The sequence below is a fragment of the Massilia sp. H6 genome, assembly GCF_024802625.1.
GTDB lineage: Bacteria > Pseudomonadota > Gammaproteobacteria > Burkholderiales > Burkholderiaceae_D > Telluria.
On sequence record NZ_CP103371.1, the window covers coordinates 469,308 to 494,437 of the forward strand.

25 protein-coding genes are annotated in these 25,130 nt (G+C 65.5%); 14 read left to right on the forward strand and 11 right to left on the reverse strand.

What is annotated here, in order from left to right:
* Positions 1-8: 8 nt before the first annotated feature.
* The 13 genes from NRS07_RS02105 to NRS07_RS02165 all read left to right on the forward strand — a co-directional run bounded on the left by NRS07_RS02105 (position 9) and on the right by NRS07_RS02165 (position 12,214).
* A complete protein-coding gene (locus NRS07_RS02105; protein ID WP_259210758.1) occupies positions 9-773 on the forward strand; it encodes a HesA/MoeB/ThiF family protein in 765 nt (254 codons plus the stop codon).
* 109 nt (positions 774-882) lie between these two features.
* The gene (gene gspG, locus NRS07_RS02110; protein ID WP_259210760.1) at positions 883-1,326 is read left to right on the forward strand and encodes a type II secretion system major pseudopilin GspG; all 444 of its coding nucleotides are present in this window, start codon (positions 883-885) and stop codon (positions 1,324-1,326) included.
* 8 nt (positions 1,327-1,334) lie between these two features.
* Positions 1,335-1,814, forward strand: coding sequence for a GspH/FimT family pseudopilin (locus NRS07_RS02115; protein WP_259210762.1), 480 nt, complete (start codon positions 1,335-1,337; stop codon positions 1,812-1,814).
* A gap of 14 nt (positions 1,815-1,828) precedes the next feature.
* Positions 1,829-2,218 carry a type II secretion system minor pseudopilin GspI gene (gspI, locus tag NRS07_RS02120; RefSeq protein ID WP_373889880.1) on the forward strand — a complete coding sequence of 130 codons (390 nt, stop codon included), beginning with the start codon at positions 1,829-1,831 and terminating at the stop codon, positions 2,216-2,218.
* Positions 2,215-2,862 (forward strand): type II secretion system protein J, encoded by a 648-nt coding sequence (locus NRS07_RS02125; protein WP_259210766.1) that lies wholly within the window; start codon positions 2,215-2,217, stop codon positions 2,860-2,862. The genes gspI and NRS07_RS02125 overlap by 4 nt, the downstream gene beginning before the upstream one ends.
* Positions 2,862-3,956: a type II secretion system minor pseudopilin GspK gene (gene gspK, locus NRS07_RS02130; RefSeq protein WP_259210767.1), complete on the forward strand. Its 1,095-nt coding sequence runs from the start codon at positions 2,862-2,864 to the stop codon at positions 3,954-3,956. The genes NRS07_RS02125 and gspK overlap by 1 nt, the downstream gene beginning before the upstream one ends.
* A 16-nt stretch (positions 3,957-3,972) precedes the next feature.
* Positions 3,973-5,205: a type II secretion system protein GspL gene (gene gspL, locus NRS07_RS02135; protein ID WP_259210768.1), complete on the forward strand. Its 1,233-nt coding sequence runs from the start codon at positions 3,973-3,975 to the stop codon at positions 5,203-5,205.
* On the forward strand, positions 5,202-5,744 hold the full coding sequence (locus NRS07_RS02140; RefSeq protein WP_259210769.1) for a type II secretion system protein M: 543 nt from the start codon (positions 5,202-5,204) through the stop codon (positions 5,742-5,744). The genes gspL and NRS07_RS02140 overlap by 4 nt, the downstream gene beginning before the upstream one ends.
* Positions 5,741-6,514 (forward strand): type II secretion system protein N, encoded by a 774-nt coding sequence (gene gspN / locus NRS07_RS02145; protein WP_259210770.1) that lies wholly within the window; start codon positions 5,741-5,743, stop codon positions 6,512-6,514. Before NRS07_RS02140 ends, gspN begins: the two co-directional genes overlap by 4 nt.
* The gene (gspD, locus tag NRS07_RS02150; RefSeq protein WP_259210771.1) at positions 6,514-8,844 is read left to right on the forward strand and encodes a type II secretion system secretin GspD; all 2,331 of its coding nucleotides are present in this window, start codon (positions 6,514-6,516) and stop codon (positions 8,842-8,844) included. Before gspN ends, gspD begins: the two co-directional genes overlap by 1 nt.
* A 6-nt stretch (positions 8,845-8,850) precedes the next feature.
* Positions 8,851-10,272, forward strand: a complete 1,422-nt coding sequence (gspE, locus tag NRS07_RS02155) for a type II secretion system ATPase GspE (protein WP_259210772.1) — start codon at positions 8,851-8,853, stop codon at positions 10,270-10,272.
* Between the two features lie 17 nt (positions 10,273-10,289).
* Entirely contained in the window at positions 10,290-11,510 is a 1,221-nt protein-coding gene (gene gspF / locus NRS07_RS02160) for a type II secretion system inner membrane protein GspF (RefSeq protein WP_259210773.1), read from the forward strand.
* The gene (locus NRS07_RS02165; protein ID WP_259210774.1) at positions 11,507-12,214 is read left to right on the forward strand and encodes a type II secretion system protein N; all 708 of its coding nucleotides are present in this window, start codon (positions 11,507-11,509) and stop codon (positions 12,212-12,214) included. Before gspF ends, NRS07_RS02165 begins: the two co-directional genes overlap by 4 nt.
* Positions 12,215-12,255: 41 nt before the next feature.
* On the opposite strand, the gene NRS07_RS02170 is transcribed toward NRS07_RS02165, so the two are convergent.
* The 11 genes from NRS07_RS02170 to NRS07_RS02220 all read right to left on the reverse strand — a co-directional run bounded on the left by NRS07_RS02170 (position 12,256) and on the right by NRS07_RS02220 (position 23,095).
* Positions 12,256-12,990 carry a helix-turn-helix transcriptional regulator gene (locus tag NRS07_RS02170; RefSeq protein ID WP_259210775.1) on the reverse strand — a complete coding sequence of 245 codons (735 nt, stop codon included), beginning with the start codon at positions 12,988-12,990 and terminating at the stop codon, positions 12,256-12,258.
* Between the two features lie 86 nt (positions 12,991-13,076).
* Complete coding sequence (locus NRS07_RS02175; protein ID WP_259210776.1) at positions 13,077-13,277, reverse strand: hypothetical protein; 201 nt, start codon at positions 13,275-13,277, stop codon at positions 13,077-13,079.
* Between the two features lie 20 nt (positions 13,278-13,297).
* Positions 13,298-14,635, reverse strand: coding sequence for an ATP-dependent protease ATPase subunit HslU (hslU, locus tag NRS07_RS02180; protein ID WP_259213446.1), 1,338 nt, complete (start codon positions 14,633-14,635; stop codon positions 13,298-13,300).
* 14 nt (positions 14,636-14,649) lie between these two features.
* Entirely contained in the window at positions 14,650-15,186 is a 537-nt protein-coding gene (gene hslV, locus NRS07_RS02185; RefSeq protein ID WP_259210777.1) for an ATP-dependent protease subunit HslV, read from the reverse strand.
* Between the two features lie 166 nt (positions 15,187-15,352).
* A complete protein-coding gene (locus NRS07_RS02190; RefSeq protein WP_259210779.1) occupies positions 15,353-16,708 on the reverse strand; it encodes a hypothetical protein in 1,356 nt (451 codons plus the stop codon).
* A 152-nt stretch (positions 16,709-16,860) separates the two neighbouring features.
* On the reverse strand, positions 16,861-17,313 hold the full coding sequence (gene dksA / locus NRS07_RS02195; RefSeq protein WP_259210780.1) for an RNA polymerase-binding protein DksA: 453 nt from the start codon (positions 17,311-17,313) through the stop codon (positions 16,861-16,863).
* 268 nt (positions 17,314-17,581) lie between these two features.
* On the reverse strand, positions 17,582-18,646 hold the full coding sequence (locus NRS07_RS02200) for a GTP-binding protein (protein WP_259210781.1): 1,065 nt from the start codon (positions 18,644-18,646) through the stop codon (positions 17,582-17,584).
* A 141-nt stretch (positions 18,647-18,787) separates the two neighbouring features.
* A complete protein-coding gene (xerC, locus tag NRS07_RS02205) occupies positions 18,788-19,735 on the reverse strand; it encodes a tyrosine recombinase XerC (protein ID WP_259210782.1) in 948 nt (315 codons plus the stop codon).
* A gap of 4 nt (positions 19,736-19,739) precedes the next feature.
* Positions 19,740-20,405 (reverse strand): DUF484 family protein, encoded by a 666-nt coding sequence (locus tag NRS07_RS02210; RefSeq protein ID WP_259210783.1) that lies wholly within the window; start codon positions 20,403-20,405, stop codon positions 19,740-19,742.
* A gap of 126 nt (positions 20,406-20,531) precedes the next feature.
* Positions 20,532-21,809, reverse strand: coding sequence for a porin (locus NRS07_RS02215; protein ID WP_259210784.1), 1,278 nt, complete (start codon positions 21,807-21,809; stop codon positions 20,532-20,534).
* Positions 21,810-22,045: 236 nt separating this feature from the next.
* Positions 22,046-23,095: a porin gene (locus NRS07_RS02220; protein WP_259210785.1), complete on the reverse strand. Its 1,050-nt coding sequence runs from the start codon at positions 23,093-23,095 to the stop codon at positions 22,046-22,048.
* A gap of 402 nt (positions 23,096-23,497) precedes the next feature.
* On the opposite strand from NRS07_RS02220, the gene NRS07_RS02225 reads away from it, so the two are divergent.
* Complete coding sequence (locus tag NRS07_RS02225; RefSeq protein ID WP_259210786.1) at positions 23,498-25,120, forward strand: hypothetical protein; 1,623 nt, start codon at positions 23,498-23,500, stop codon at positions 25,118-25,120.
* Positions 25,121-25,130 lie beyond the last annotated feature (10 nt).

The window sequence follows — 25,130 nt, forward strand, 5'->3', positions numbered from 1 at the left end:
TTGAAGCAATGAACGACACCCAACTGCTGCGCTACTCGCGCCACATCCTGCTCGACGACATCGGCATCGACGGCCAGCAGTGCCTGCTCGATGCGCATGCGCTGGTCATTGGCGCCGGCGGCCTCGGTTCGCCGGCCGCGCTCTACCTGGCCGCGAGCGGCATCGGTCGTATCACCCTGGTCGACGACGACGAGGTCGACCTGACCAACCTGCAGCGCCAGGTGATGCACACGACCGCCCGCATCGGCCAGCCCAAAGCCGAGTCCGGCCGCGAAGCGCTACTGGCCATCAATCCTGGCATCGAGGTGGTCGCCCTGCGCGAACGGGTGAGCGGTGAGCGCCTGCGCGAACTGGTGCGTGGCGCCACTGTCGTGCTCGATTGCAGCGACAACTTCGCCACCCGCCACGCGGTCAATCGCGCCTGTGTGCTGGAAGCCAAGCCGCTGGTGTCGGGCGCCGTGATCGGCTTCGACGGCCAGCTCTCGGTGTTCGACACCACCAGGGCCGACGCCCCGTGCTACGCCTGCCTGTTCCCTGAAGACAGCCACTACCAGGATGCCGCCTGCAGCAGCATGGGCGTGTTCGCGCCGCTGGCCGGGGTGGTCGGTGCGATGCAGGCAGCCGAGGCGCTCAAGCTGGTCGCGGGCATCGGCCAGCCGCTGGCGGGGCGCCTGCTGCTGCTCGATGGGCGGGCCATGGATTGGACCGCGATCGGCGTCGCCCGCAATCCATCCTGTCCGGTCTGCGAGGACCGGATAGCGCCACACAATTAACAAAGGCGGCGCACGGCAAGCTGGCATACAATTGCTAACCCTTGCCAGCCGCTCCGGTGGCAGTGGCGCCCAACATAGTTCGCACTTAACGTTCCTGCAAAGAGTATCTATGCACATTGATTCGCAACGTAAGCAAGGCCGCGCACGCGGCTTCACCCTGGTCGAGATCATGGTCGTGGTGGTCATCATTGGCATCCTTGGCGCACTGGTCGTGCCAAAGCTGCTGGGCCGCACCGGCGAGTCGCGCGTGACCGCCGCCAAGGTCGATATCGCCACCATGATGCAGGCACTCAAGCTCTACAAGCTCGACAACCAGCGCTACCCGACCACCGAGCAGGGCCTGAACTCGCTGGTGACCAAGCCTACCTCGGGCCCGGCCGCCAATGGCTGGAAGTCGGGCGGCTATCTCGAGAAGCTGCCAAAAGACCCATGGGGTAACAGCTACCAATACCTGTCGCCAGGCATTCATGGCGAAGTGGACATCTTGTCGCTGGGCGCCGACGGCCAGCCCGGCGGAACCGGCGAGGACGCCGACGTCGGCTCCTGGGAGTAAGGTTTTCCATGCGGGCTCGTGGCGCCCTGCTCAGGACCGGCGGCTTTACCCTGGTAGAGCTGCTGGTCGTGATGGTCATTATCGGCATCACGCTGGGGCTGGCGTCGCTCAACGCGATTCCGTCGCCGCGCCAGAACCTGCAACAGGAAGCCCAGCGCATCGCCTTGCTGCTGCAACTGGCGCGTGACGAGGCCATTGTGCGCAACCGCCAGGTGGCGTTCGAGGCCAATCCCGAACGCTACCGCTTCACCGTGCGCAACGATACCGGCTGGGAGCCGGTCACGCGCGACGACCTGCTGCGCGAACGCACGTTCAAGAGCGGCCCGCTGCGCCTGGTGCTCGAACCCAACAACAGTGCCAATCCCGAATCGCTGCGCATCGTCTTCGGCCGCGAGCCGGTCGACAAGCCCTTCGTGCTGACGCTTGCCAACGGTCCCGACGCGGTCGCGATCCGCGCCGACGGCGTCGGGCACTTTACGGTCGAATGAGTAGTCCGATGAGCATGCATGCACCTCGCCATTGCGCCGCATCCGGCTTCACCCTGCTCGAAGTGCTGGTGGCGCTGGTGATCGTCGGCACTGCGCTGGGCGCCGGCCTGCGCGCGGTTGGCAGCCTGACCTCGAACAGCGCCGGCCTGCGCGCCTCCATGATGGCGACCTGGTCGGCCGAAAACCGGCTGGTGCAGATTCGCCTGGGCCGGGAATTCCCGCAAGTGGGCAAGCGCAATTTTCCGTGCGCCCAGGGTGACCTCCAGCTCGTTTGCGAAGAAGAAGTCATCACCAGCCCCAACCCGCAATTGCGCCGGATCGAAGTATCGGTATTCGACGCCGAACGCCCCGAACGCCGGATCGTCAAACTGATACAACTCGTCCTGAGGCCGTCGCGTTCATGAGCCAAGCCGATCGTTCACCGAAGCACTTGCCCATGCCGCGGCGCGGCGGCTTTACGCTGGTTGAGCTACTGGTGGCGATCAGCATCCTCGCCATTCTGGCCGTGCTCGGCTGGCGCGGGCTCGACGGCATCGTGCGTGCCCGCATTGCGCTCACCGAAAACATGGAAGTCACGCGCGGCATGCAGCTCGCGTTCGCCCAGATGCAGAGCGACTGCGAGCACCTGGCCGAGCGCGAACTTATCGGCCGTCGTCTCAACCTGCAATGGGACGACAACCGCCTGACGCTGGTGCGCAAGGTGTACAACGAAAACGAACCTTCGCAGCTGGCGGTCGTGTCCTACCGCGTGGTGAACGGGGCCCTGGTGCGGCGTGAATCGCGCGAGACGCGCGACCTGGCCCAGCTCGAGGCGCTGTGGCAGGCAGCGGCCAGCGACGCGCCGTCCGAATCGGCCCCGCCAGTCATCCTGCAAACCGGGGTGGCCGCGATGCAGGTCCAGTCCTGGCAAAACAATGCGTGGCAACAGCAAGCGCCGGCCCCGGTCGAAGGCGCGCCAGACCAGGAGCCGACCGGCATCCAGGTCGGCCTCACTTCGCTGGGTGTCAACGGACCCATGGTCAAGTCCTTCCTGCTCGGAGGAAGCTGATGGCCCGCGCCCAGCGTCCGGTGCCGCCACCTTCCCTGCGCCAGCGCGGCGTCGCGGTGGTGACCGCCTTGCTGCTCACCACGCTGGCAATCTCGATCGTGGCCAGCCTGTTCTGGCAGCAGCAAGTGCAGGTGCGCTCGATGGAAAACCAGCGCCTGCAACTACAGACGCAGTGGATCCTGCGCGGCGCGCTCGACTGGGCCAGCCTGGTGCTGCGCCAGGATGCCTATACCTCGCAATACACGTCGCTCGACCAGGTCTGGGCCACGCCGCTGGCCGAGACCCGGCTTGACCAGTACATCGAGCGCGAACGGATCGAAGGGGAAACCTTCGATGCCTCGCTGTCGGGTAATATCGTGGACGCCACCTCGCGTTACAATCTCGGCAATTTGGCAAAAGACCGCATCAAGAACCCGGCACAGGTAAGGATCTTCGGCCGGCTGCTGGAGAACCTGCGCCTCGATGCGCGCCTGGCCGAGCGGGTGGCCAATTTCGTCGCGCAAGGGCAGCAGTTGCCGATGGTGTCCGATGGCCAGGGCGCGCCAGGGGGCCAGGCTGGGCAAGGTGAACAGGCTGGGCAAGGGGAGCAAAACGGGCAAGCTGGGCAAAACGGGCAAAACGGGCAAGGCGGGCAAGGCGGCGTCATCATGCAGCCGGTGCCGCCCACGGCCGGCGTGCCGATGCCATTGCTGATGGCAGACGACCTGCTGGCGGTAGAGGGCGTTACGCCGGAGATCATGGCCAAGCTGCGGCCCTTCCTGATCGTGCTGCCGGCATCGCCGACGCCACTGAATGTGAACACCGCGCCGCCAGAACTGTTGTCGGCGCTGGTGCCGAACCTGTCGCTGTCCGAGGCCAACAGCCTGGTGGCGCGCCGCAAGACGGCCGCCTGGCGCGACCCTGAAATGTTCAAGAGCCAGGTGCCGAACGCAAGCACGCTGACCGATGAATTCAGCGTAAAAAGTAACTGGTTCCTGGTGCAGAGTCGAATCCGGCTCGACCGCGCCGCCTTGAACGCCGAGTCGCTGATCCAGCGCAAAGACGGCGTGATCGGCGGTGGCGGCACCGATGTGGTCTGGACCCGCCAAAACTAGAAGAAAGCGAGACAGTTTGACTACTCTTTATATCCGGCACCCGGCCCGGGCCGAGGGCGAGGGCGCGTTGTGCCGGTTCGCGCTGGTGTCCGATACCGGCGCCATCGAGCAGCAGGGAGAAGGCGCCTTGCGCAACCTGGCCGATGTGGTCGCCGCCTGCCGCCGCGTGGTGCTGCTGCTGGCCGGCGCCGACGTCACGCTGCTGGCGGTCAAGGCCCCGCCTTTGAGCCAGGCGCGCCTGCGCACGGCCCTGCCGGCGCTGGTCGAAGAACAGATCCTGGGCGATCCGCTCGATTGCGTGCTGGTCGCCGGTCCGATGCTACCCGACGGCCGCCGAGTGGTGGGCGTGGTGCACCGCAACTGGCTCGAGGCCATGGTGAAGGCCTTGCTCGGGATGGGTGCGCGCGCAGTCGCCGCCATGCCTTCGCAGTTATGCCTGCCACTGCTGCCGGGCAGCGTCAGCGCCGCCATCGGCCACGGCGAACTGCTGCTGCGCCAGGGCCAGTACGAAGGCATCGGCCTGGAGCTCGACGGCAACCCCGCGGCGGCGCTGCAGACGGCGCGCGCGCTGTCGGGCGATGCGCCGATGGTGCTGTACGTGCCGCACGAGCAGCTGGGCGAATACCAGGCGCTGCTGGTCGAGGCCGGACCCGGCGTGACGCTCGAAAGCGACGCGTGGCAACACTGGATTGCCGGATCAAAGACCAGCACCCTGGACCTGGTGCCGGGCCTGGGCACCTCTGGCGTTGCCCAGCGCGACTGGAGCCGCTGGCGCTGGCCGATCCGCCTGGTGCTGGCCGCGGTGGTGGTCAATATCATCGGCATCAACATCGAATGGCTACGCCTGGAGCGCGAGGCCGATGCGGTGCGCCAGGAAATGGCGCAGACCTTCCGCAACGCCTACCCGAACCAGCCGGTAATCGACCCGGTGGCGCAGATGCGCCAGAACATCGCGCGTGCCAAGCTGGCCGGCGGCCAGCTCAGTGCCGACGAGTTCGGTTGGATCGTCGGCGTCTTCGGCGAAGCAGTACGTGGTCTGGGACGTCCACCCGGAATTGCGTCAATGGAGTTCCGGGAACGTGCCCTGACGGTGCGCGTCAAACCAGAAACGGTTGACCCGGGGTTGGTCAGCCAGCTGCGCGCCGCCCTCGGGTCGCGCAACATGAGCCTCGAAGAAACCGCGCCCGCCACCTGGGTGATCCGCAGTGCCGGTCTCAGTACCGGACTCAGCACAGGAGCGACGCAATGACGCCAGCAGCAAACATCGGTGCACGTTTCAGTGCCAGGGTCGGCGCAGTGCGCGAACGCGCTTTGACCTACTGGCTGGCCCGTACCGAGCAAGAGCGCAAGTTCCTGGCAGTTGGCGCCGTCATTGTCCTGGTCGCGCTGGTCTACGCGTTGCTGCTGGCGCCGGCCCTGGAGGGTCGCGACAATCTGCGCCGCTCGCTGCCAGTGCTGCGCCAGCAGGCCGCCCAGTTGCAGACGCTGGCCGCCGAGGCCTCCACCGTGGCCGCCAACCCGGCGCCTGCCGCGCCTCCCATGACGCGTGAGGCGCTGCTCGCCAGCATGGGACAACGTGGCCTGGTGGCCGGTTCGATCACCATGACTGGCGAATACGCCAAGGTCCAGTTCAATGGCGTGTCCTTCGCCAACCTCGCCACCTGGCTAGATGCCCAGCGCCGCGAGAACCGGGTGCAGGTGCAGGATGCCGCCTTTACCGCGCTGGACGCCGCAGGACAGGTCGATGCCACGCTGACACTGCGCCAGAACAATGGCGCAGCCCAATGAAGCGGTTCTTCTTGTGGCTGGTGCCCATTGCGCTGGCAGTCATGGTAACGGTGCTCGCTTTCCTGCCCGCTTCGTGGCTGGGCCCGCTCGTCGAAAAGCAGACCGGCGGTCGTTTGACTCTGGGAGATGCGCAAGGTACGCTCTGGAACGGCTCAGCCTTTATAGGCGGGGCGCCGGGCCAGGGCGGGGCGGTGACGCCGCTGCTGCCGGGACGCTTCGCCTGGCGCCTGTCGCCGCTGGTGCTGTTCGGCCAGGTCAGCATGACGCTGGAAAACCCGCAGGCGCTGGTGCGGCCGGTTGCCATCGAAGGCAGTTGGTCGCAGTGGCAGGTGAGCAGCGGTGAGCTGCTGCTGCCGGCCGAAGGCCTGGCCGGGCTCGGCGCGCCGCTCAATACACTGGCGCCCTCCGGCAGCATCCGTCTGGTCTGGAACACGCTCGACCTGCAGCGCCAGCCGGGTGCGCTCGCCGTGCATGGCCGTACCGTGCTGACCCTGTCGGACATGGGCTCGCGCATGTCGCCGGTCAAGCCGCTGGGCAGTTACGAGATGGCCTTCGACTGGCGCGGCAACGCGGCCGACCTGAACTTGCGTACCGTGCGCGGTGCGCTTTTACTGTCGGGCTCCGGTATGCTGCAACATGGCCGCCTGCGCTTTTCCGGCCAGGCTTCGGCCGCGGAAGGATACGAAGCGACGCTGGGCAATATGCTCAACCTGCTGGGCCAGCGTCGCATGGTGAACGGCAAAAACATAATCGCACTCGAGTTCAGATAATGAAAACAATGATCCGCTCCACGTTCGCCCTTGCCACCCCCACCGGCGCCCGGCGTTTCCCGGCGCTGCGCCGCCTTGCGGCCGGCGCCATGCTGTGCTGCGCCACCGCCGGCGCCATCGCGCCGCTGCCCGCCTCGGCCCAGGACAGTGCGAACGCCGCGGCGCTGAGCTTTGTCAACGCCGACATCGAGTCGGTGATCAAGGCGATCGGCCACTACACCGGCATGACCTTCATCATCGACCCGCGCGTCAAGGGCACGATCACGCTGGTCTCCGAGCGCTCGCTGTCCAAGACCCAGGCCTTCGGCCTGCTGACCTCGACGCTGCGCCTGCAGGGCTATGCCGTGGTCACCAGCGGCGACGGCTACGCCAAGGTGGTGCCGGAAGCCGAGGCCAAATCCCAGTCGTCGCCGACCCAGATCGGCGGCGTGCGCGCCAGCAAGGCTACCGGCGACCAGATCGCCACCCAGGTGTTCTACCTGTCGTACGAGTCGGCTGCCAACCTGACCGCCGTGCTGCGGCCACTGATTTCGCCCAACAATTCGATCATGGCGAACCCGGGCAACAATACGCTCGTCATTACCGATTACGCCGACAACCTGCGCCGCCTGGCCAAGATCATCGGCGCGCTCGATGCCCCGGTCGCGGCCGACCTCGACGTCATCCCGATCCGCAACGCCATCGCTACCGACATCGCCGCGCTGGTCAGCCGCCTGATGGAGCCTGCCGCCGGCGGCGACTCGGGGCGCGTGAGCGTGCTGGCAGACCCGCGCACCAATTCGGTGGTCGTGCGCGCCCCCTCGCAGGCTCGCGCCAACCTGGCCAAGTCGCTGATCGCGCGTCTCGACCAGCAAACTTCGTCGCAGGGCAATATCCACGTTGTCTACCTGAAGAACGCCGAGGCCAGCCGGGTTGCCCAGACCCTGCGCGCCGTGGTGTCGCAGGATTCCTCGGCGGTGCCGGTGCCGCAGCAGGGCACCTCGGGCGGCTCGATCCAGGCCGGCAGCACCACCGGCGGCGGCGGCCAGGGCGGTCTCGGCGGCCAGCAGGGCCAGCAGGGCAGCGTCGGCATGGGCGGCTCCGGCAACTCGTTCGGCCAGCAGGGCCAGCTCGGGGCCGGCGGCGCCGGCGGCGGCCAGGGCTCGGGCTTCATCCAGGCCGATGTCTCGACCAACAGCCTGATCATCACCGCGCCGGACGCCATCTACCGTAACCTGCGCGGCGTCATCGACATGCTCGACGTGCGCCGTGCCCAGGTCTATATCGAAGCGCTGGTGGTCGAGGTCACCTCCAACCGGGCGTCCGAATTCGGCGTGCAATGGATTGGCGCCAGCGGCGATTCGGACAGCAAGTACCGGGTCGGCGGCCTGCAGTCGTTTGCCACCAATGGCAACAGCAATATCGTCAACCTGGCCGCCGCCGCTAGTGCCGGCCTGAGCGGCGGCTCGGTGCCGAGCCTGCCGGGTGGCCTGTCGATCGGCCTGTTCCGCCAGGTGGCCGGCGACCTCGGCCTGGGAGCGGTCGCCCGCTTCCTCGAGAACGACGGCAACGCCAACATCCTGTCGACGCCAAACATGATCACGCTCGACAACGAACTGGCCACCATCAAGGTCGGCCAGAACGTGCCGATCATTACCGGTTCGTTCACCACCGGCACCAGCGGCAGCTCGAACCCGTTCCAGACCATCGACCGCAAGGACGTCGGCCTGCTGCTCAAAGTGCGCCCGCAGATCTCGGAAGGGGGTACCATCAAGATGGCGATCTACCACGAGAATTCGAGCGTCGACACGTCGACCCGCACCTTGTCCTCGGGCGTGACTACCAACGTGCGTGCGATCGAAACCAATGTGCTGGCCGACGATGGCCAGATCGTCGTGCTCGGTGGCCTGATCGAAGACACCGAGGGTGATGGCGAGGAGAAAGTACGCGGCCTGGGCGATATCCCGATCCTGGGCAACCTGTTCAAGTACCGCAGCCGCAACCGGACCAAGACCAACCTGATGGTGTTCCTGCGTCCGGTGGTGGTGCGCAGCAAAGAGGCCTCGGCCTCGCTGGCAATGGACCGTTACGAATACATGCGCGGGGTGGGCGCTGCCGGCCAGACTCAGCAGGAATCGATCCTGATGCGCGACCTGGGCGCGCCGCTGCTGCCACCGCTGACCAACGGCCAGCCGCCGACCGGCGGCGCGATGGCGACCGCGCCGGTGCAGACCACCCCGGCGGCAGGCGCCGCGCCGGGCGCAGCCAGCGGACAGCCAGTGCCGCAAGGACAGCCGCAGGCACGTCCCGGCTCGGAGTTCCGGCCGCTCACGCCTTCGAACCGGAAATAAGCCACCATGAACAACTTGTTGCCTTACGCCTTCGCCCGTGACCACGGCGTGCTGGCGCGCAGCGGTGACGAAGGGGCCCCGGCGATCGAGGTGCTGGTCTCCGGCGCCACGGCGCCTGCCGCGATCGCGGAAGTCTCGCGCCGTTTCGGCCGCATCACCCTGCGCCGCCTGGAGCGCGACGAACTCGACGCCGCCATCGCCAAGGCCTATGCCGGCGCCGGCGGCGATGCCTCGCAGGTGGTAGACGAGTTCGATGCCGACCTCGATCTGACCAAGCTGCTGCAAGACGTTCCCGCCATCGAAGACTTGCTCGAGTCGTCCGACGACGCGCCCGTGATCCGCATGATCAATGCGCTGCTGACGCAGTCGCTGCGCGAAGGCGCCTCGGACATCCATATCGAACCGTTCGAGCAGACCTCGGTCGTGCGCTTTCGGGTCGACGGCGCGCTGCGCGACATTGTGCGGCCGAAAAAAGCCATTCACGCGTCCTTGATTTCGCGCATCAAGATCATGTCGCAGCTCGATATTGCCGAAAAACGCCTGCCGCAAGACGGCCGCATCACCCTGCGCGTGGGCGGTAAGCCCGTGGACGTGCGGGTCTCGACGCTGCCTACCGGCCACGGCGAACGCGCCGTGCTGCGCCTGCTCGACAAAGAGGCCGGGCGTCTCGACCTGAGCCATCTGGGCATGGCGCCCGACATGCTGCCGCAGTTCGACCGCCTGATCAACCAGCCCCATGGCATCGTGCTGGTGACCGGCCCGACCGGTTCCGGCAAGACCACCACGCTGTACGCCGCGCTGTCGCGCCTGAACGCCTCGACCACCAACATCATGACGGTGGAAGACCCGATCGAGTACGACCTTACCGGCGTCGGCCAAACCCAGGTCAATGCCCGCATCGACATGACCTTCGCCAAGGCCCTGCGCGCCATCTTGCGCCAGGACCCGGATGTGATCATGATCGGCGAGATCCGCGACCTGGAAACCGCGCAGATTGCGGTACAGGCCTCGCTCACCGGCCACCTGGTGCTGGCGACCCTGCACACCAACGACGCCGCCTCGGCCGTGACGCGCCTGCTGGACATGGGCATCGAGCCCTTCCTGCTGTCGTCCTCGCTGCTGGGCGTGATGGCGCAGCGCCTGGTGCGCAAGCTCTGCTCGCAGTGCAAGGTCCAGGACGCTTCCGGCTGGCACGCGGTCGGTTGCGAACGCTGCGGCCACACCGGCTACCATGGCCGGGTCGGGGTCTACGAGCTGCTCGAAACCACCGAACTGATTCGTGCCCAGATCCACAACCGCGCTTCTGAAGCCGAGATCCGCGGCGCGGCGCAAGTGACCGGCATGAAGATGATGCGCGAAGACGGCGAGCGCTGGCTGGCGGACGGCACCACGACGCGCGCCGAGCTGGTGCGCGTGACCAAGGATTAACCGGTGATAGTCAACTAATGCCAGCATTTCGCTACGAAGCCGTCGACGCCGCGGGCAGCACCCGCAAGGGCGTGGTCAATGCCGACAATCCGCGCGCGGCGCGCGCCGACCTGCGCACGCAAGGCCTGACGCCGCTCAATGTCGAGCAGATCGCGGCCCAGCTCGATGAAGCCGGCGTGGCCCGCTCGCGCGGCTTCGGCGAGCGCCTGTCGCAGGTCGAGCTGGCACTGTTCACGCGCCAGCTGGCCAGCCTGCTCGAGGCCGGCCTACCGCTGGAACAGGCGTTTACCGCATTGCTGGAACAGGCCGAGCGCCCGTATGTGCGCGACCTGATCGCTTCGATCCGCTCCGAAGTCATCGGCGGGGCGGCGTTCTCGAGCGCGCTCTCGCGCCATCCGCGCGATTTCGCCGAGATCTACCGCGCGCTGGTGTCGTCTGGCGAGCAGATCGGCCAGCTCGCCCGCGTGCTGTCGCGCCTGGCAGACTACATCGAACGTCGCAACGCGCTGGTGCAAAAGGTGCGCCTGGCGTTTACCTATCCGGCCATCGTCACCGTGGTCGCCTTTGCCATCGTTATCTTCCTGCTCACCTACGTGGTGCCGCAGATCGTGTCGGTGTTTGCCAACACCAAGCAAAAGCTGCCGCTGCTGACCACGATGATGCTGGCAGTGTCGGATTTCGTGCGCGACTACGGTATTTATGTGGGCATCTTGCTGGCCGCTGCATTCTGGATGTGGCGGCGCGCGCTGCGCAACCCCGACCTGAAGCGGCGCTGGCATACCTGGCTGCTCACCGCACCGGTCTACGGCAAGTTCGAGCGCAGCCTGAACACCGCGCGCTTTGCCAGCACGCTGGCGATCACCACCGGCTCCGGGGTGCCGATCCTGCGCGCGCTGGAAACCAGCCGCGACACCTTGTCCAACGTGGCGATGGCCGAGCTGGTCGAACAGGCAACGGCCAGCGTGCGCGAAGGCGTGAGCCTGGCGCGCGCGCTGTCGGCACAGAAACTGTTCCCGCCAATGCTGGTGCACATGATCCGTGCTGGCGAAATTACCGGCGAATTGCCGGCCATGCTGGAGCGCGCCGCCAATTCGCAACAAGCCGACCTCGAACGCCGCACCCTGACCATTGCCGGCCTGCTCGAGCCAGTGCTGATCCTGGCGATGGGCCTGGTGGTGCTCTTGATCGTGCTGGCAGTGCTGATGCCGATTATCGAAATTAATCAACTGGTTCAATGATGAACAAGCGTTTGCCCATCCTGTTTACCCTGCTGGCGCTGATCCTGCTGGCGGTTTCGATCGCCTACTGGTTCTTGCAGCTGTACAAGCCCGCGCAGCGACCGCTGGCGCCGCCCCCGATCGTGGCGCAGGCCGAGCCGAGCATGGATGCGGCCGCAACTTTGTTCGGCGGCCAGCCGTCGGCGGTGATGATTTCCAACTACCAGCTGACCGGCGTGGTCTCGGCCGGGCGGGACAGCGCCGTGATCCTGGTGGCCGAGGGCTCGCCGCCGAAAGCGGTCCGGATCGGGCGCGAGATCGTGCCGGGCGTCACGGTAGCTGAGGTGCATGCCAACTACGTGATGCTGTCCGAAGGGGGTGTCATGAAGCGCGTCGACCTGGCCCAGCCCAACGGGGCGCAAAATAGCATGGGCATGCAGCCGTCGGCACCCCAGCCGGTGGGTGCCGAACTCGGGCCGGGCGTCGAGCCGCAAACCGCGCCGGGCGCGGTCGCCGCGCCGCCAGGCATGGTGGCTGGAGACCCGGTCGGCAGGGAACCTGGCCCGCCACCGCCCGAGACCCCCGCGGTGCCCGAGCCGCAAATGGATCCGGGTGTTGCCGACGGCACTGCCCCGCAACCGCCGCCTCCGCCAGAGCAGGTGCAGATGCCGCCACCGACCAGGTCGGTCAACAGCCCGGTGGGACAGCCGGGCCAGGTACAGTAAAAACCGACGCCGCAGCAATGCGGCGTTTTTCAGCCTGCCAGTTACCCCCGGCGCAAGGCCGTGAACGCCGCCAACTCCCACGATCTGAATCCCAGTAGCAGCGTATAGCCGTCGCGCTCGTCCGCCGGCAGGCGCCGGTCATTGCGGTGCAGCCGCGCCAGTTCTCCAGCCAGTTGTCCGATCTTCTGCCCCAGCTCCTGGGCACTTGCCAGGGACAGCCGCGCGGGCAGGCACATCAGGCTTTCGCCGGGTCCGTCGAACCCGCCGGCAAAATAGTCTTCCACCACGTGGTTACGGAAATGACGCTGCACCGGCCCGTCCGGTAGCCAGCGGAAGGCGTTCGACACACGCAGGCGGTAACGGTTCAGCGGTTTCAGTTCGATCAGCCCGAGCCGGTCCAGCTCGGCCAACAGCGTGATGCATTCAGGTTCAGTGAGGCGATAGGTTTCAATCACTTGCTCCAGGCTCCAGTGGCCGAGGCAGCAGATCGCCATCAAGAGCAGGCGCGGATTGGCCACCAGCGAGGTTTCCTGTGGCAGGGTCAGGGTAGCCGCCTGCGGCCTTGCATCGGCTGCGCGCCGCAGTATGTCTTCGAGTGCGATACCGGTCACCTGGCAGATCTGCGCCAGCCGCGACAGCGCCATGTCTTTTTGCCCGAACATGCGCTTGACGCTCGATTCGCTCACACCGATGCGGGTCGCCAGCTCCTTGTAGGTGATGCTGGCGGCGCGCAGTTCGGCGCGCAGCACGTCGAGTATCAGGTCGGGTGAGCTCATGACAATTCCTGGAGGTGGTGGTGACGGCCGACTGTAATCCTGAACGGTGCGCTGTGCCCAGCGCCCCGACCCAGGACGAGGGCGCTTCAGTCGTCGTCCGACACCAGCTTGGCCTGCTTGAGTGCACGCTTGGCCTGCTGGCGCTCGCTCGACAGCGGCTTGGCGTGCGCGCCCGCGGCCCTGGCCTTGGCCAGCGCCGCGATCGGGTTGCGCGGCTTGCCGGCTTGCTGGGACGGCTCGATCCGCAGCCGCAATTTCTGCCGCGTCGCCAGTGCCTTGTTCGCCATCGGGCCCTCCTTTCGTGCAATTACAGCACGTACCTCGACAGGTCCTCGTTTTCCGCGAGCTTGTCGAGCCGTTCGTTGACAAAGGCCGCGTCGATCGTGACGACCTGCTCTTTTTCGGCGCCGGCGCTGAACGAGATTTCTTCGAGCAGCTTTTCCATCACCGTGTACAGGCGGCGCGCGCCGATGTTCTCGGTGAGCTCGTTGACCGAGAACGCGATCTCGGCCAGCCGGTGGATGCCCTCGCCGGTGAAATCGACGGTCACGCCTTCGGTGGCCAGCAACGCTTCGTACTGCTTGGTCAGGCTGGCATCGGTCGAGGTCAGGATGCTCTTGAAGTCTTCGATCGACAGCGATTCGAGCTCGACCCGGATCGGGAAGCGTCCCTGCAGCTCGGGGATCAGGTCGGACGGCTTGGCCAGGTGGAAGGCGCCCGAGGCGATGAACAGGATATGGTCGGTCTTGATCATGCCGTACTTGGTATTGACCGTGGTGCCCTCGACCAGCGGCAGCAGGTCGCGCTGCACGCCGGCGCGCGAGACGTCGGCGCCGCCATGTTCGGAGCGGGTGGCGATCTTGTCGATTTCATCGAGAAACACGATGCCGTTCTGCTCGACGTTATTGATCGCCTTTTGCTTGAGCTCATCTTCGTTGACGAGCTTGGCGGCTTCCTCGTCGACCAGCAGCTTCATGGCGTCCTTGATCTTCAGCTTGCGCGGCTTCTTGCGGGCACTGCCGACGCCGGCGAACATCGACTTGATCTGCTCAGTCATTTCTTCCATGCCGGGCGGCGCCATGATTTCCATCTGCGGCGCCACGTCGGCGACGTCGATCTCGATCTCGCGCTCGTCGAGCGCACCTTCGCGCAGGCGCTTGCGGAAGGTCTGGCGCGTGGTGTCGCCTTCCTTGAGGTCGCCGCCGGCGCTGGCATTGAAACCGAAGTCGCGCGCCGGCGGCACCAGGATGTCGATCACGCGGTCTTCGGCGGCATCTTCGGCGCGCTGGCGCACTTTCTTTTGCTCGCTGGCGCGGGTCTGCTTGATACCGATGTCGATCAGGTCGCGGATGATGGTGTCGACGTCGCGGCCGACATAACCCACTTCGGTGAACTTGGTCGCCTCGATCTTGATGAACGGCGCGTCGGCCAGCTTGGCCAGGCGGCGCGCGATCTCGGTCTTGCCGACGCCGGTCGGACCGATCATCAGGATGTTCTTCGGCGTGATCTCGTGGCGCAGCGGTTCATCCACCTGCTGGCGGCGCCAGCGGTTACGCAGCGCGATCGCGACTGCGCGCTTGGCCTTGCCCTGGCCAACCACGTGCTTGTCCAGTTCCGAGACGATCTCGGGCGGCGTCATGTTCATGATGGGGGACGGGTTCATTCCAGGGTCTCGATGATGTGGGACAGATTGGTATAGATGCACAGCTCGCCCGCGATGGTGAGCGCCTTCTTGACGACCTCGGCTGGCGACATATCGGTGTTCTCGTACAGCGCTTTCGCCGCCGACTGGGCGTACACGCCGCCTGAGCCGATCGCGCCGATGCCGTCTTCGGGTTCGAGCACGTCACCATTGCCGGTGATGATCAGGGTCGATTCGCGGTCGGCCACGAGCAGCATCGCCTCGAGCTTGCGCAGCATGCGGTCGGTGCGCCAGTCCTTGGCCAGCTCGACCGAGGCACGCAGCAGGTTGCCCTGGTGCTTTTCCAGCTTGCTTTCAAAGCGGTCGAGCAAAGTAAAAGCGTCGGCGGTGGCGCCGGCGAAGCCGCACAATACCTTGCCCTGGTATAGCGTCCGCACCTTGCGCGCCGAGCCCTTCATGACAATGCTGCCCAGCGTGACCTGGCCATCGCCGCCCAGCGCAACCTGGCTGCCGCGCCGTACACTGACGATGGTAGTGCCGTGAAATTGTTCCATTTTTAGCCTCGTGATTGTCTAGCACTCCGCAGATGGGGTGGGTGCATAAAATTGCAAGATAAGCTCAGCGTTAATTAACGGCAGTCTCGCGGCGTTGGCATCGACTCGAAGCAGGTAGTCGCCAGCTTGCGCGTTTCCGGGCTGTGGCGGCTGGCGGCCGGCGCGGCTAATACCGGTGCGGATACAGCCCGATGCCGCCGCCATCGCCCCCGCCCAGCAACCGCAGCAGGGCAGCGGCCAGGTGGTTCAGTTCGCGCAGTTCGACGCGCCGGCCCTGCAGGGTATGCACACGTAGCCGTGCCAGCAGAGCGCTCGCGCAGGCGTAGTCGATGCGCGCCAGCCGCGAGCAGTCCAGCACCAGCAGCGTGCGCCCATCGGCATAGGCATCGATCGCGTCCAGTAGTGGCCCGCAACTGCCGGTGGCGAGCGGCGGCAACAGGAAGCGGTCGCCGCCCACTGGCGCTGGCGCCGCGGTGCTCACGTGACGCGGGCTTTCGAACGAGGGTGGCGATACCTCGAAGGTGACGCAGTAATCCATTGCCGCTTCTTCGAAATCCTTCTCGCGGCCGGTCAGGAGCAGCAGCTCGAGCAGCAGCAGCCAGGGCGCCTGGCCAGCGCCGCGCTCGCCGATGACCAGCATCGGCCGCAGGGTCGTTAGCAAAGTGTCGGCGCCGGCCAGGACCAGGTCGCGTCCCTGCTTGCGCAGCGCCTGCAAGGCTGCCAGCAATTGCGCGCAGCCGCCGGCGTCGGCGCTGCGCACTGCGCCGACATCGACCCGTACCAGCGGCGAGTTCGCCGCGAGCAGGCGTTCCAGGCGCGGTGCAATGCCGGCGTCGAGCATGGGGCCGAACGATTCGGCGGCCGCGATGCCTGCCTGCGGCAAGCTATCGGCTATCGGCTGCAACGGCTGCCAGGTCGGCGGCGAGGTTTCGAACTGGCTGGCGTAGTCGATCGCGATGCTGTCGAAATCGGACTCGCGCCCGCTGGCCTGGTAGAGGTCGAACAACATCCACCATGGCAGGCGTTCGGCCTGGCCGAAGCCGGCCAGGCTCTCGCGCAACAGGGTTTCGGCGGCCGCGGCCTGGCCGTTGGCGTACAAGATGGCGCTTTCCTCCACCGCTGGCGCACTTGCCGGCAAGGCGGCGGCCTCGGGCAGCTCGTCGGCACCTGGCTGCGGCGGCTGATCCGCAAGCGGGGCGGCTGGCCGGTGACGCACTGGGCTGCCCCAGGCCGGCTCATCGTCGAAGATGTCGGCGCTCATCGCCAGTTCGATTTCATCGATCTTGGCGGCCGTGGCGCGCGCGATGTCGCGTTGGCGTTCGCGCTCGGCCTCGCTGTGCAGGCGTGAAGGTTCGCCGGCGCGCATGTGCGTGTCGGCCGGAGCCAGGACAGCTTCGCCAGGTGCATCGCTCTTTTTCTTCAGGAAGGAGAACAGCCCCATCGGATCGCCAGTGGATAAATGAACAAGTTCCAGAACGTGCATGACGGTAGCACGGCCGCGCTCGGCGTGTGCTGCGCGCACGCGTTCACCCGACGCCATTCATGCAACGCGCTGGTCAGCCGATAGTGTATCCCATGAGAAACGAAACAAGGGCAAACGCGCCAAACCGGCGCGCACAAGAAAAAAGCATGCCCGTTGCGGAGCATGCTTTTCGTGGCAGGCGCTCAGGCGAATTAGTCGCCGTAGAGCTTTTGCTTGAGTTCGCGGCGCTGCTGGGCTTCCAGCGACAGGGTCGCGGTCGGACGCGCGATCAGGCGCGGGATGCCGATCGGCTCGCCCGTTTCCTCGCACCAGCCGTATTCGCCGCTGTCGATAGACTGCAGCGACTGCTGGACTTTCTTGAGCAGCTTGCGTTCGCGATCGCGGGTGCGCAGTTCGAGCGCATGCTCTTCTTCGATGGTGGCACGGTCGGCCGGGTCTGGGACCAGGACGGTTTCGCGCAGGTGCTCGGTGGTTTCACCGGCGTTTTTCAACAATTCCTTTTCCAGCTCCTGGAGCCGGTTGCGGAAGAATGCCAGCTGGGCCGGATTCATGTAGTCGTCGTCACCCATGGCCCGAATTTCATCTTCCGTCAGAAGGCGTTCTTCGAGCTGCGCGGCGGTATTCGGTTTCGTTGTTTTAGTCATGATGCCTTCGATACGACAGAGGTTTTCATTTTAGCAGCAAACTCAGCAAGATCACCCATGCCACAAGGTGAGCGTGATGCTGCTGCCCGTACGGCGACCGCCGTCCTTTTCACTGCCTGTTCCGGCCCGCTGCGACACGATGCTGCGATAGAAACAGATGCCAGGATGCACGTGGCGCCGGTATTGCCGGCACCTCAGTCCGGCCTGCCAGAGACGTTCGTGGCAGGTCGTCAAACGGGCCCTGGCCGGCCCGCAAAACTGATGTAGTTTATACCAAACACTGTTCGAGTCCGCGGATAAATACGTCTTTCGGTAAATTTTTACCAATAAACACCATTTTGCTGCCACGCGTTTCTTCATCGCCCCACTTTGCCCCGAGGTCGCTGCCCATGATTTGATGCACGCCTTGGAATACCACCTTGCGCTCGGCGCCAGCCATCGACAGCACGCCCTTGTAACGCAGCATCTGCGGACCAAAAACCTGGACCATACTGCCCAAAAATTGATCAAGTCGCTCGGGGTCGAAGGCGCGCTCGTTCTTGAACACGAAGGCAGCGATGTCGTCGCTGTGGTGGCCATGATGGTGGTCGTGGGTGGTACAGGCGTCGCTGTGGACATGGTCGTGGCCGCATCCTTCGCCATGAGCGTGTTCGTGCTCCGGAGCGTGCGCCTCACTGGCGCCCAGGAATTCCGGATCGAGTTCGAGCTTGTCGTTCAGGTTGAAGCCGCGTAGGTCGAGCACGTCAGAGATCGGCGCGCGGCCGAAGTCGCTGTGGGCAATTGGTGCGCGCGGGTTGATGCGGCGCAGGCGGCTCTTGAGCGCATCGACCGCGGCGGCATCGACCAGGTCGGTTTTCGAGAGCAGGATCTTGTCGGCAAAACCGACCTGGCGCTGGGCTTCTTCGTGCTGGTCCAGTTGCATCATGGCGTGGCGCGCATCGACGACGGTGACCACCGCATCGAGCATGTAGTTAGCGCCCACTTCTTCGTCGACGAAGAAAGTCTGCGCCACCGGGCCGGGATTGGCCAGGCCGGTGGTTTCAATGACGACGCGATCGAAACTGATCTCGCCAGCGGCGCGCTTCTGGGCCAGGCTGTTGAGCGCCACGATCAGGTCGCCGCGCACGGTGCAGCAGATGCAGCCGTTGTTCATCTCCACGATTTGCTCGCCGGTATCGCGCACCAGGATCTCGTTGTCGATGTTCTCTTGCCCGAATTCGTTCTCGATGACCGCGATGCGCAGGCCGTGATCCTCGTGCAGGATGCGGTTGAGGAGGGTGGTCTTGCCGGCACCGAGGAAGCCGGTGAGGATGGTGCTGGGAATGGGTTCCATGTTCGCCGTGTATCTGGTTGGGCCCATAGCGGGGCCGAGAATCGGGCGATTATGCCGTATTTCGTGTCGCATCACTATCAACCCGTGTGGCGTCATGATGCAGATCACATCGCTGCCACACTCCCGCACTACTTGGACCGTCTATTTGCTTTTGGCACGCGGATGGGCCCGATCATAGACGGCTGCCAGGTGCTGGAAGTCGAGCGACGTATAGACCTGGGTCGAGGTGATGCTGGCATGGCCGAGCAATTCTTGCACCGCGCGCAGGTCGCCCGACGATTGCAACAGGTGCGACGCGAACGAGTGGCGCAGCACATGCGGATGCACGTGCACCGGCGTGCCGGCCCGCAGCGCGTGCTTGTTCAGGCGGGTTTGCACCACGCGCGGGGTAATGCGGGTGGCGCGCGCCGACAGGAACAGCGCCGCGCCGCCATCGCGCGCAGCCGGACGCACCGCCAGCCAGGCGGCGAGCGCCGCCCGCGCCTGGGCGCCGACTGGCACGCGCCGCATGCGCCGGCCCTTGCCGGTTACCACGACCTCGCCGGCCTGCGCATCGAACCAGCCGAGCGAGGCGTCAATGCCATTGCCGCCTTCGGTATAGGCCATGTCGAGGCTGGCAAGTTCCGACACCCGTAGGCCGCTCGAGTACAGCAATTCGAACATCGCACGGTCGCACAGCTCGGCCGGCTCGGGATGACCGTGGGCATTGGCCTCCATCAACTGCACGGCGGCGTCTACCGACAGCGCCTTGGGCAGGGTCTTGGGGCGGCGCGGCGCGCGCACGCCGTCGACCGGATTGGCCGCCAGCGCGACCTGGCCCGACAGCCATGCATAGAAGCCGCGCCAGCCGGACAGCTTGCGCGCGATGGTGCGCGCCGACTGGCCGCCGGCATGCAGTTTGGCGGCGAAGCGGCGGATGTCGTGGTGGGTCAGGCGCGCCCAGTCGTCATGGCCGGCCAGGGTGGCCAGTTCGAGCAGGTCGCGGCGGTAGGCGGCGACCGTGTGCGGCGAGAGCTGGCGCTGGGTGGCCAGCTGGCCCAGGTAGCGTGCCGGCGTATCGTTGTGCGACAGCTGCGGCGCCGCAGTCATGGGTTCAAGCGCGCAGCGGCGCCAGCGCCGTGCTGGCGGTGGCGGCAATGTGGGCCAGGAAATCGGTTGCCATTGTCGCGGTGAAGCGGTCGGCGTCGGGCGCGCCCAGCACCAGCAGGCCGAAGGTCTTGCCATGTGCCTGCAGCGGCATCAGCACGGTCGAACGCACCGCGGCCGGATCGTCGAGCCAGCGCACGGCTTCGAAATCATTGTTCAGTCCGCAGTACGGGGCGCGCAGCCCAGCCGCGAACAAGCGGGCGTCGCTTGACACGCCAGCGGCGAACCAGGCATCTGCATGCTCGGGTGCCAGGTTCCACAGGCGCAGCGTGACTTGCGGCACCATGAATTCGGTGCGCAGCGCGTCGACCAGGTCGCGCGCCATCGCGGCGCCGCCTTCGGAGCCGAGCAGGGCCTGGTTCCAGGCATGGAACCGGTTGGCGATCGCGTGGTTTTCCTCGGCGCGCCGGGTCAGGTCGGACAGGCGCAGTTCCAGCACGCGGTACTTGTCTCGCATGACCTCCATCTGACGCTCTTGCAGCGACACCGCGCGCCCGGTCAGCGGGCTCGACAGCTTAACTTCACCCAGCAGGCCGGCGTGCTCCTCGAAGAATTGCGGATGGTCCAGGAGGTATTGGGCGACGGCGTTGGCGTCAAGCGTGTCAGTGGTCATGAATGTGGTCGAAGGTGAGGGAATCCGGCGCTCATTTTACCTGAGAGCTAGCCGTGCGGCCGGCGTGGCTTAGCGACAAAAAGAAAAGACGCCCGCGGGCGTCTTTTTTGCCAAGAGTAAAAACTCTTAGAAGCGGTGGCGGATGCCGACCTGCAGGGCGCGGCCGTCTTCGCCCGGACGCTTGGTGAAGCCGCCTGGATTGCCGGCGGTGCCCGGTGCATACTGGCCGTCGTTCTGGTTCTTGATGATGGCGGCGACGGTGTAGATGTCGGTGCGCTTCGACAGGAAGTGATCGTAGCCCAGTGCGAACAGGTCCGCATCGCTGTTCGACGAGGTGCGGTCGTTCTGGTGTGCGTACGAGGTCATGATGCGGCCGCTGCCCAGGTTGTAGTGCAGGCCGACCTGGTAGCTGTTGGCGTCTTGCTGGGTGTTGGCGGTGATCGCACGCACGAAGATGCCGCGCAGTGCAGCCTGGTTAGCCGCAGGCACGCCCTGCTGGGCCAGGACCGGCGCCACGCCAGCGTCCCAACCGCCGATGTAATCGGCCAGCAGTGCCGAGTTGGTGTTGCGCTGGCTGTGGAAACCGGCGAAGAACTTGAACTGGTTCATCGTGTACGAACCACCGACGGTGGTGGTGCGCAGGCTCGGACGGTCTTGCTGGTCGTAGCCGTGGTTGTAGCCCACGCCAACGTCGAAGCCATTGGCCTTGTAGGTGATCGCGCCGGCGCGGAACTTGTTGTAACGGCCGAGGTAGCCCGAACCCTTCGGACCGTACATCACCGAGCCGCCGATGCCGTTTGGCAGTGCGATGCGGTACTGGATGGCTTCCTGCGAGCGAATGTCGGCGCCCAGCGCGGTGAAACCGGCGGTACCGCCGGTGATGTGGCCCCACTGGCCGGCAGTGCCGGACTCGAAGGTGTCGGCCATGTTGAAGACTTCATAACCCGGGGTGTACATGCGGCCGAGCAAGACGGCGCCGACCGGGGTAATCAGGCCAACCATCGCGGTACGGTCGAACAGTGCGCGTTCCTGGTTGACGGCCGGGCCGCCTGGCGGCTGGAGCAGGTTCTGCAGGCGCGACAGGATCGTCGGCGGAATGCCATTCATGCCACGCAGCAGGTAAGTGCCTGGGTTGTCGTTCATCAGGGTCGGCTGCTGGGTGCCGGTGTCGAGTTCGATGCGTGCTTCGAGGTTGAAGATCGCCTTGTAGCCGTTACCGATGTCTTCGGTGCCCTTGAAGCCGAGGCGCGATCCGTCGGCGCCGCCGCTGAAGATTTTGGTCGGGCCGCCCTTTTGGAACATCACGCCTGCGTCGGCGATGCCGTAGATTTGCACGCTCGACTGTGCGACGGCGGAAGTTGCGAAACAGGTGCCGAGCAGCGCGGCCAGAATACTCTTCTTCATTGTATCTCCAATGTAATTTTGCGAACGAGCGTTTGATTACTCGACTGCCAATATGCCACTGGTTTGGCGAGCTGTACAGGCAATGAACACAGCGCAGACCGCCCAAGCCATTGTCGTTGCTTAAATACTACAGAATTTGATGCCGGTAGGGTAGTGCTCGACATAACAAGGGCGGCCATGGTTGCCCATGTCCGCCCCCTCTTGCCGGGCCGAGGCCCGCGCCGGTTCGCTGAAACTTAGAACGAGTGGTTCACGCCGACATCGTAATGGTTGACGCTCGATTGCAGGGCGTTGATGCCCTTTTTGCGCGACGCGTCGATATACAGGTAGGTACGCTTCGACAGGCTGTACTCATAGCCCAACGACAGTTGCTTGACCTTTTGCAGACCGTCGACATCTTTCTGGCCATAACCGGCCAGTACCTTGCCCGGACCCATCGTGTAGTTCGCGCCCAGCACCCATGCCTTGGTGGTGGCATTGGCGATGCGGCTGTGTTCCTGGTCTTGCTCGGAGTAGGTGCCCATCAGCTTCAGTTCCGGGGTGGCGGCGAACGACGCGCCGACCGACCAGACCTTCGATTCGATGGCATTGCGCTCGTAGGCTGCCATGAAGGCGGCCGGGCCATTGTTGTAGGTGCCGCTGATCGAGAACGGATTGGCCGATGCCTCGGCCGCTGCCGGGTACTGCGGGTTGGCCAGGCTGCCGCGGCCAATCACGGCGGGGCCGCCGCCGCCTTCCTTGGTCGCGATCGCGGTATTGAGCTGGACACCGCTGATGATCGGCGAGTTGTACCAGGCGGCGTTCGAGAAGCGGTTGTTCGAGTAGCCGGCCACGTCGAGCGGCTGCGAGGTGTAGCCGGCGACGCTCAGGTCGGTCCAGAAGCCAGCCGGGCTCGGCGAAGCGTGGAATGGGTCGAAGGCGCCGATGGTTTCGTGGTAGGGGGTCAGGCCGCGACCGATGCGGACGATGCCGAAATCGCCCTGCAGGCCGACGCGCGACTGGCCCTGGAACAGCGGACGCTGGCGGCCGTTGCTGCCAATCTCATTGGTGCCGGTGTCTGGCTCGTAACGCATTTCTAACTGGAACAGTGCCTTGAGGCCATTGCCCAGGTCTTCGGTCCCTTTGAATCCGAGGGTGTTCGAAGCACGCTTGCCGATGTTCAGGGACTCGCCACTACGCTTGATGATGCCAGCGTCGATGGTGCCATAGATCTGGACGGCGGTTTGTGCTTGCGCCACGCCGGCGAATGCGCCTAGCAGTGCCACGGCCATGAGGGAGTGTTTCATTGTTTCTAATCCTTTTTTTCTTTGCTTGACGATTCCCGATCGTCCTGGCATCGAGACGCAATTGCGGGTGCCAAGACCATCTTCACCATAATTTACTTGAGTTATCAAGATTAACGGTTCCATCAATTATGACGTTCGCACTTGGTTGAAAGCCAATAATTCGATTCGTGCTGTTGTATTTTTGAAACGTACCTGACACAGGAATTAACAATTTTTTCTAAGCAAAAGACCGCGTTGCGCAGGAAAGCGTTTGCGCCGTCTCAAGGAAGAAGAGGATTGAATCGGAATGGCCAGGCAGGCGGCTTAGACTCTGCTCTCATCCAGTGCACGGCGGTGCAACAGCATGCTTTTATCCGTGCCAGTTTCGCCGTGCTGGCCGACATCCATCCATGAAACCTCACCATGGCTAACCGCGAAGAACTGGCGATCATCCGCAATGCACGCGCCGGGCAGGCTGCCGCCCAGCTCGAGCTGGGCAAGCTCTACCTGTTCGGCAGTGCCGGTCTGCCGCAGAGCCTGCCGACGGCGCTGCACTGGCTCGAGCGCGCCGCCCGGCAAGATTGTCGCCAGGCCTGGCAACTGATCGGCAATCACATTCCCCTCGAACTGGCGCAACCCGGCGCGCAAGCACTCGCGCCCTGGTACGAGCGCGCCTATGACGACGGCAGCGTGTACGCCGGACTGGTATTCGCCCAACTGGTATTGAGCAGGCCAGTGCCGGGCGCGCCAGACAGCGCCAAGGCGCTGCGCGCGCTCGAAGATGCGGCGCGCGCCGGCTTTCCCGAGGCGCAGCAGCTGCTGGCGCGCCAGCATGCCAAGCCGGTGCCCGTAGTCGCTGAGGTCAGGGGACTCGCCGCGGCGCAGCCGCCGACGCGGGACGGGCGCCAGCGCGCGGCCGACGCCGATCGGCCTGAAGCCCAGCATGCAATGCTCGAGCAGGCCTGGACGAGCGGACAGCGGGCCGATTTCCTGGCGCGCGCGCTGCCGCTGGCGCGCGCTCTCGTACAGGCCGCCGCGGCCCAGGACGGGTTGCAGCGGCTGGCGCCGGGCGACATCGCGCTGCTCTCACGCGTCGCGCGCCTGCTCGACGGTAGCAAATGCAGTAGCGAATTCAGCGGCGAGCCCGGCGGCGTCCCCGGCGGCGAACGCGCCCTTGCACCGGCGCCCGGCGAGCCCCTGTGCTTCTTCGAGCTTGCTGCGGCCGAGCATGACCGCCATGCCCAGCTGGCGCTGGGGCTGCGCTGCGCCCGCATGGACCTCGACGGTCGTCGCATCGCCAACGACAGCGGCGGTGGCGCCGCCAATTTCAAGAAAGCGATCCGGTGGCTGACGCTGGCGGGCGAGCAGGGACTGGCCCAGGCCTGGTATGCGCTGTCGCGTATCTATATCAAGCCCGAATTTTCGCAGCGTAACGTCGGTGACGCCCAGCGCTACCTCGAGCGCGCGGCCGACATGGGTTACCGCGACGCCCAGCTCGAATGTGGCCATCACGCCTGGCGCGCGCGCCGCGAGAACGAAAGCAACGATGTGCGCGCCGCGTACTGGCTGCAAAAGGCGGCCGCCCAGGGCTGCGCCGAGGCGGCCGCACTGCTGCGCAAGATCGCGCCGCGGCTGTCCGCCCCGGCCTATGTCGACACCGGCCTGCTGCTGGCCCGTCACCCCCACCTCGCCCGCGCGCATCCGCTGCTGGCGGCGCGCCTGGAGCTGGCCACGCAGTTCAGGCTCTCACGCGCCGAGGCCCTGCTGCTCGACGTCGTGGCGGCAGACCACGGGCATTGCCTGGTGATCGACATCCGCGCCAGCTATGGCCGCAGCAAGCGCCGCCTGGTGCTGGTCGAGACGCAAGCCGAACGAGAATTGCTCGACCGCATTACGCGCCTGTTCGGCGGGATCGATGCTGGCCCGTCCGGCCCCGAAGGCAACTACCGGCAGCGCCTGTATCGGCTGCGCACGCTAGTGGGCGCGTCGCCTGGCGACGGCAAGCAAGGCCACGAGGCGCAGGCCGATTTCGATCTGGCCGCCTAAATATTCCGGA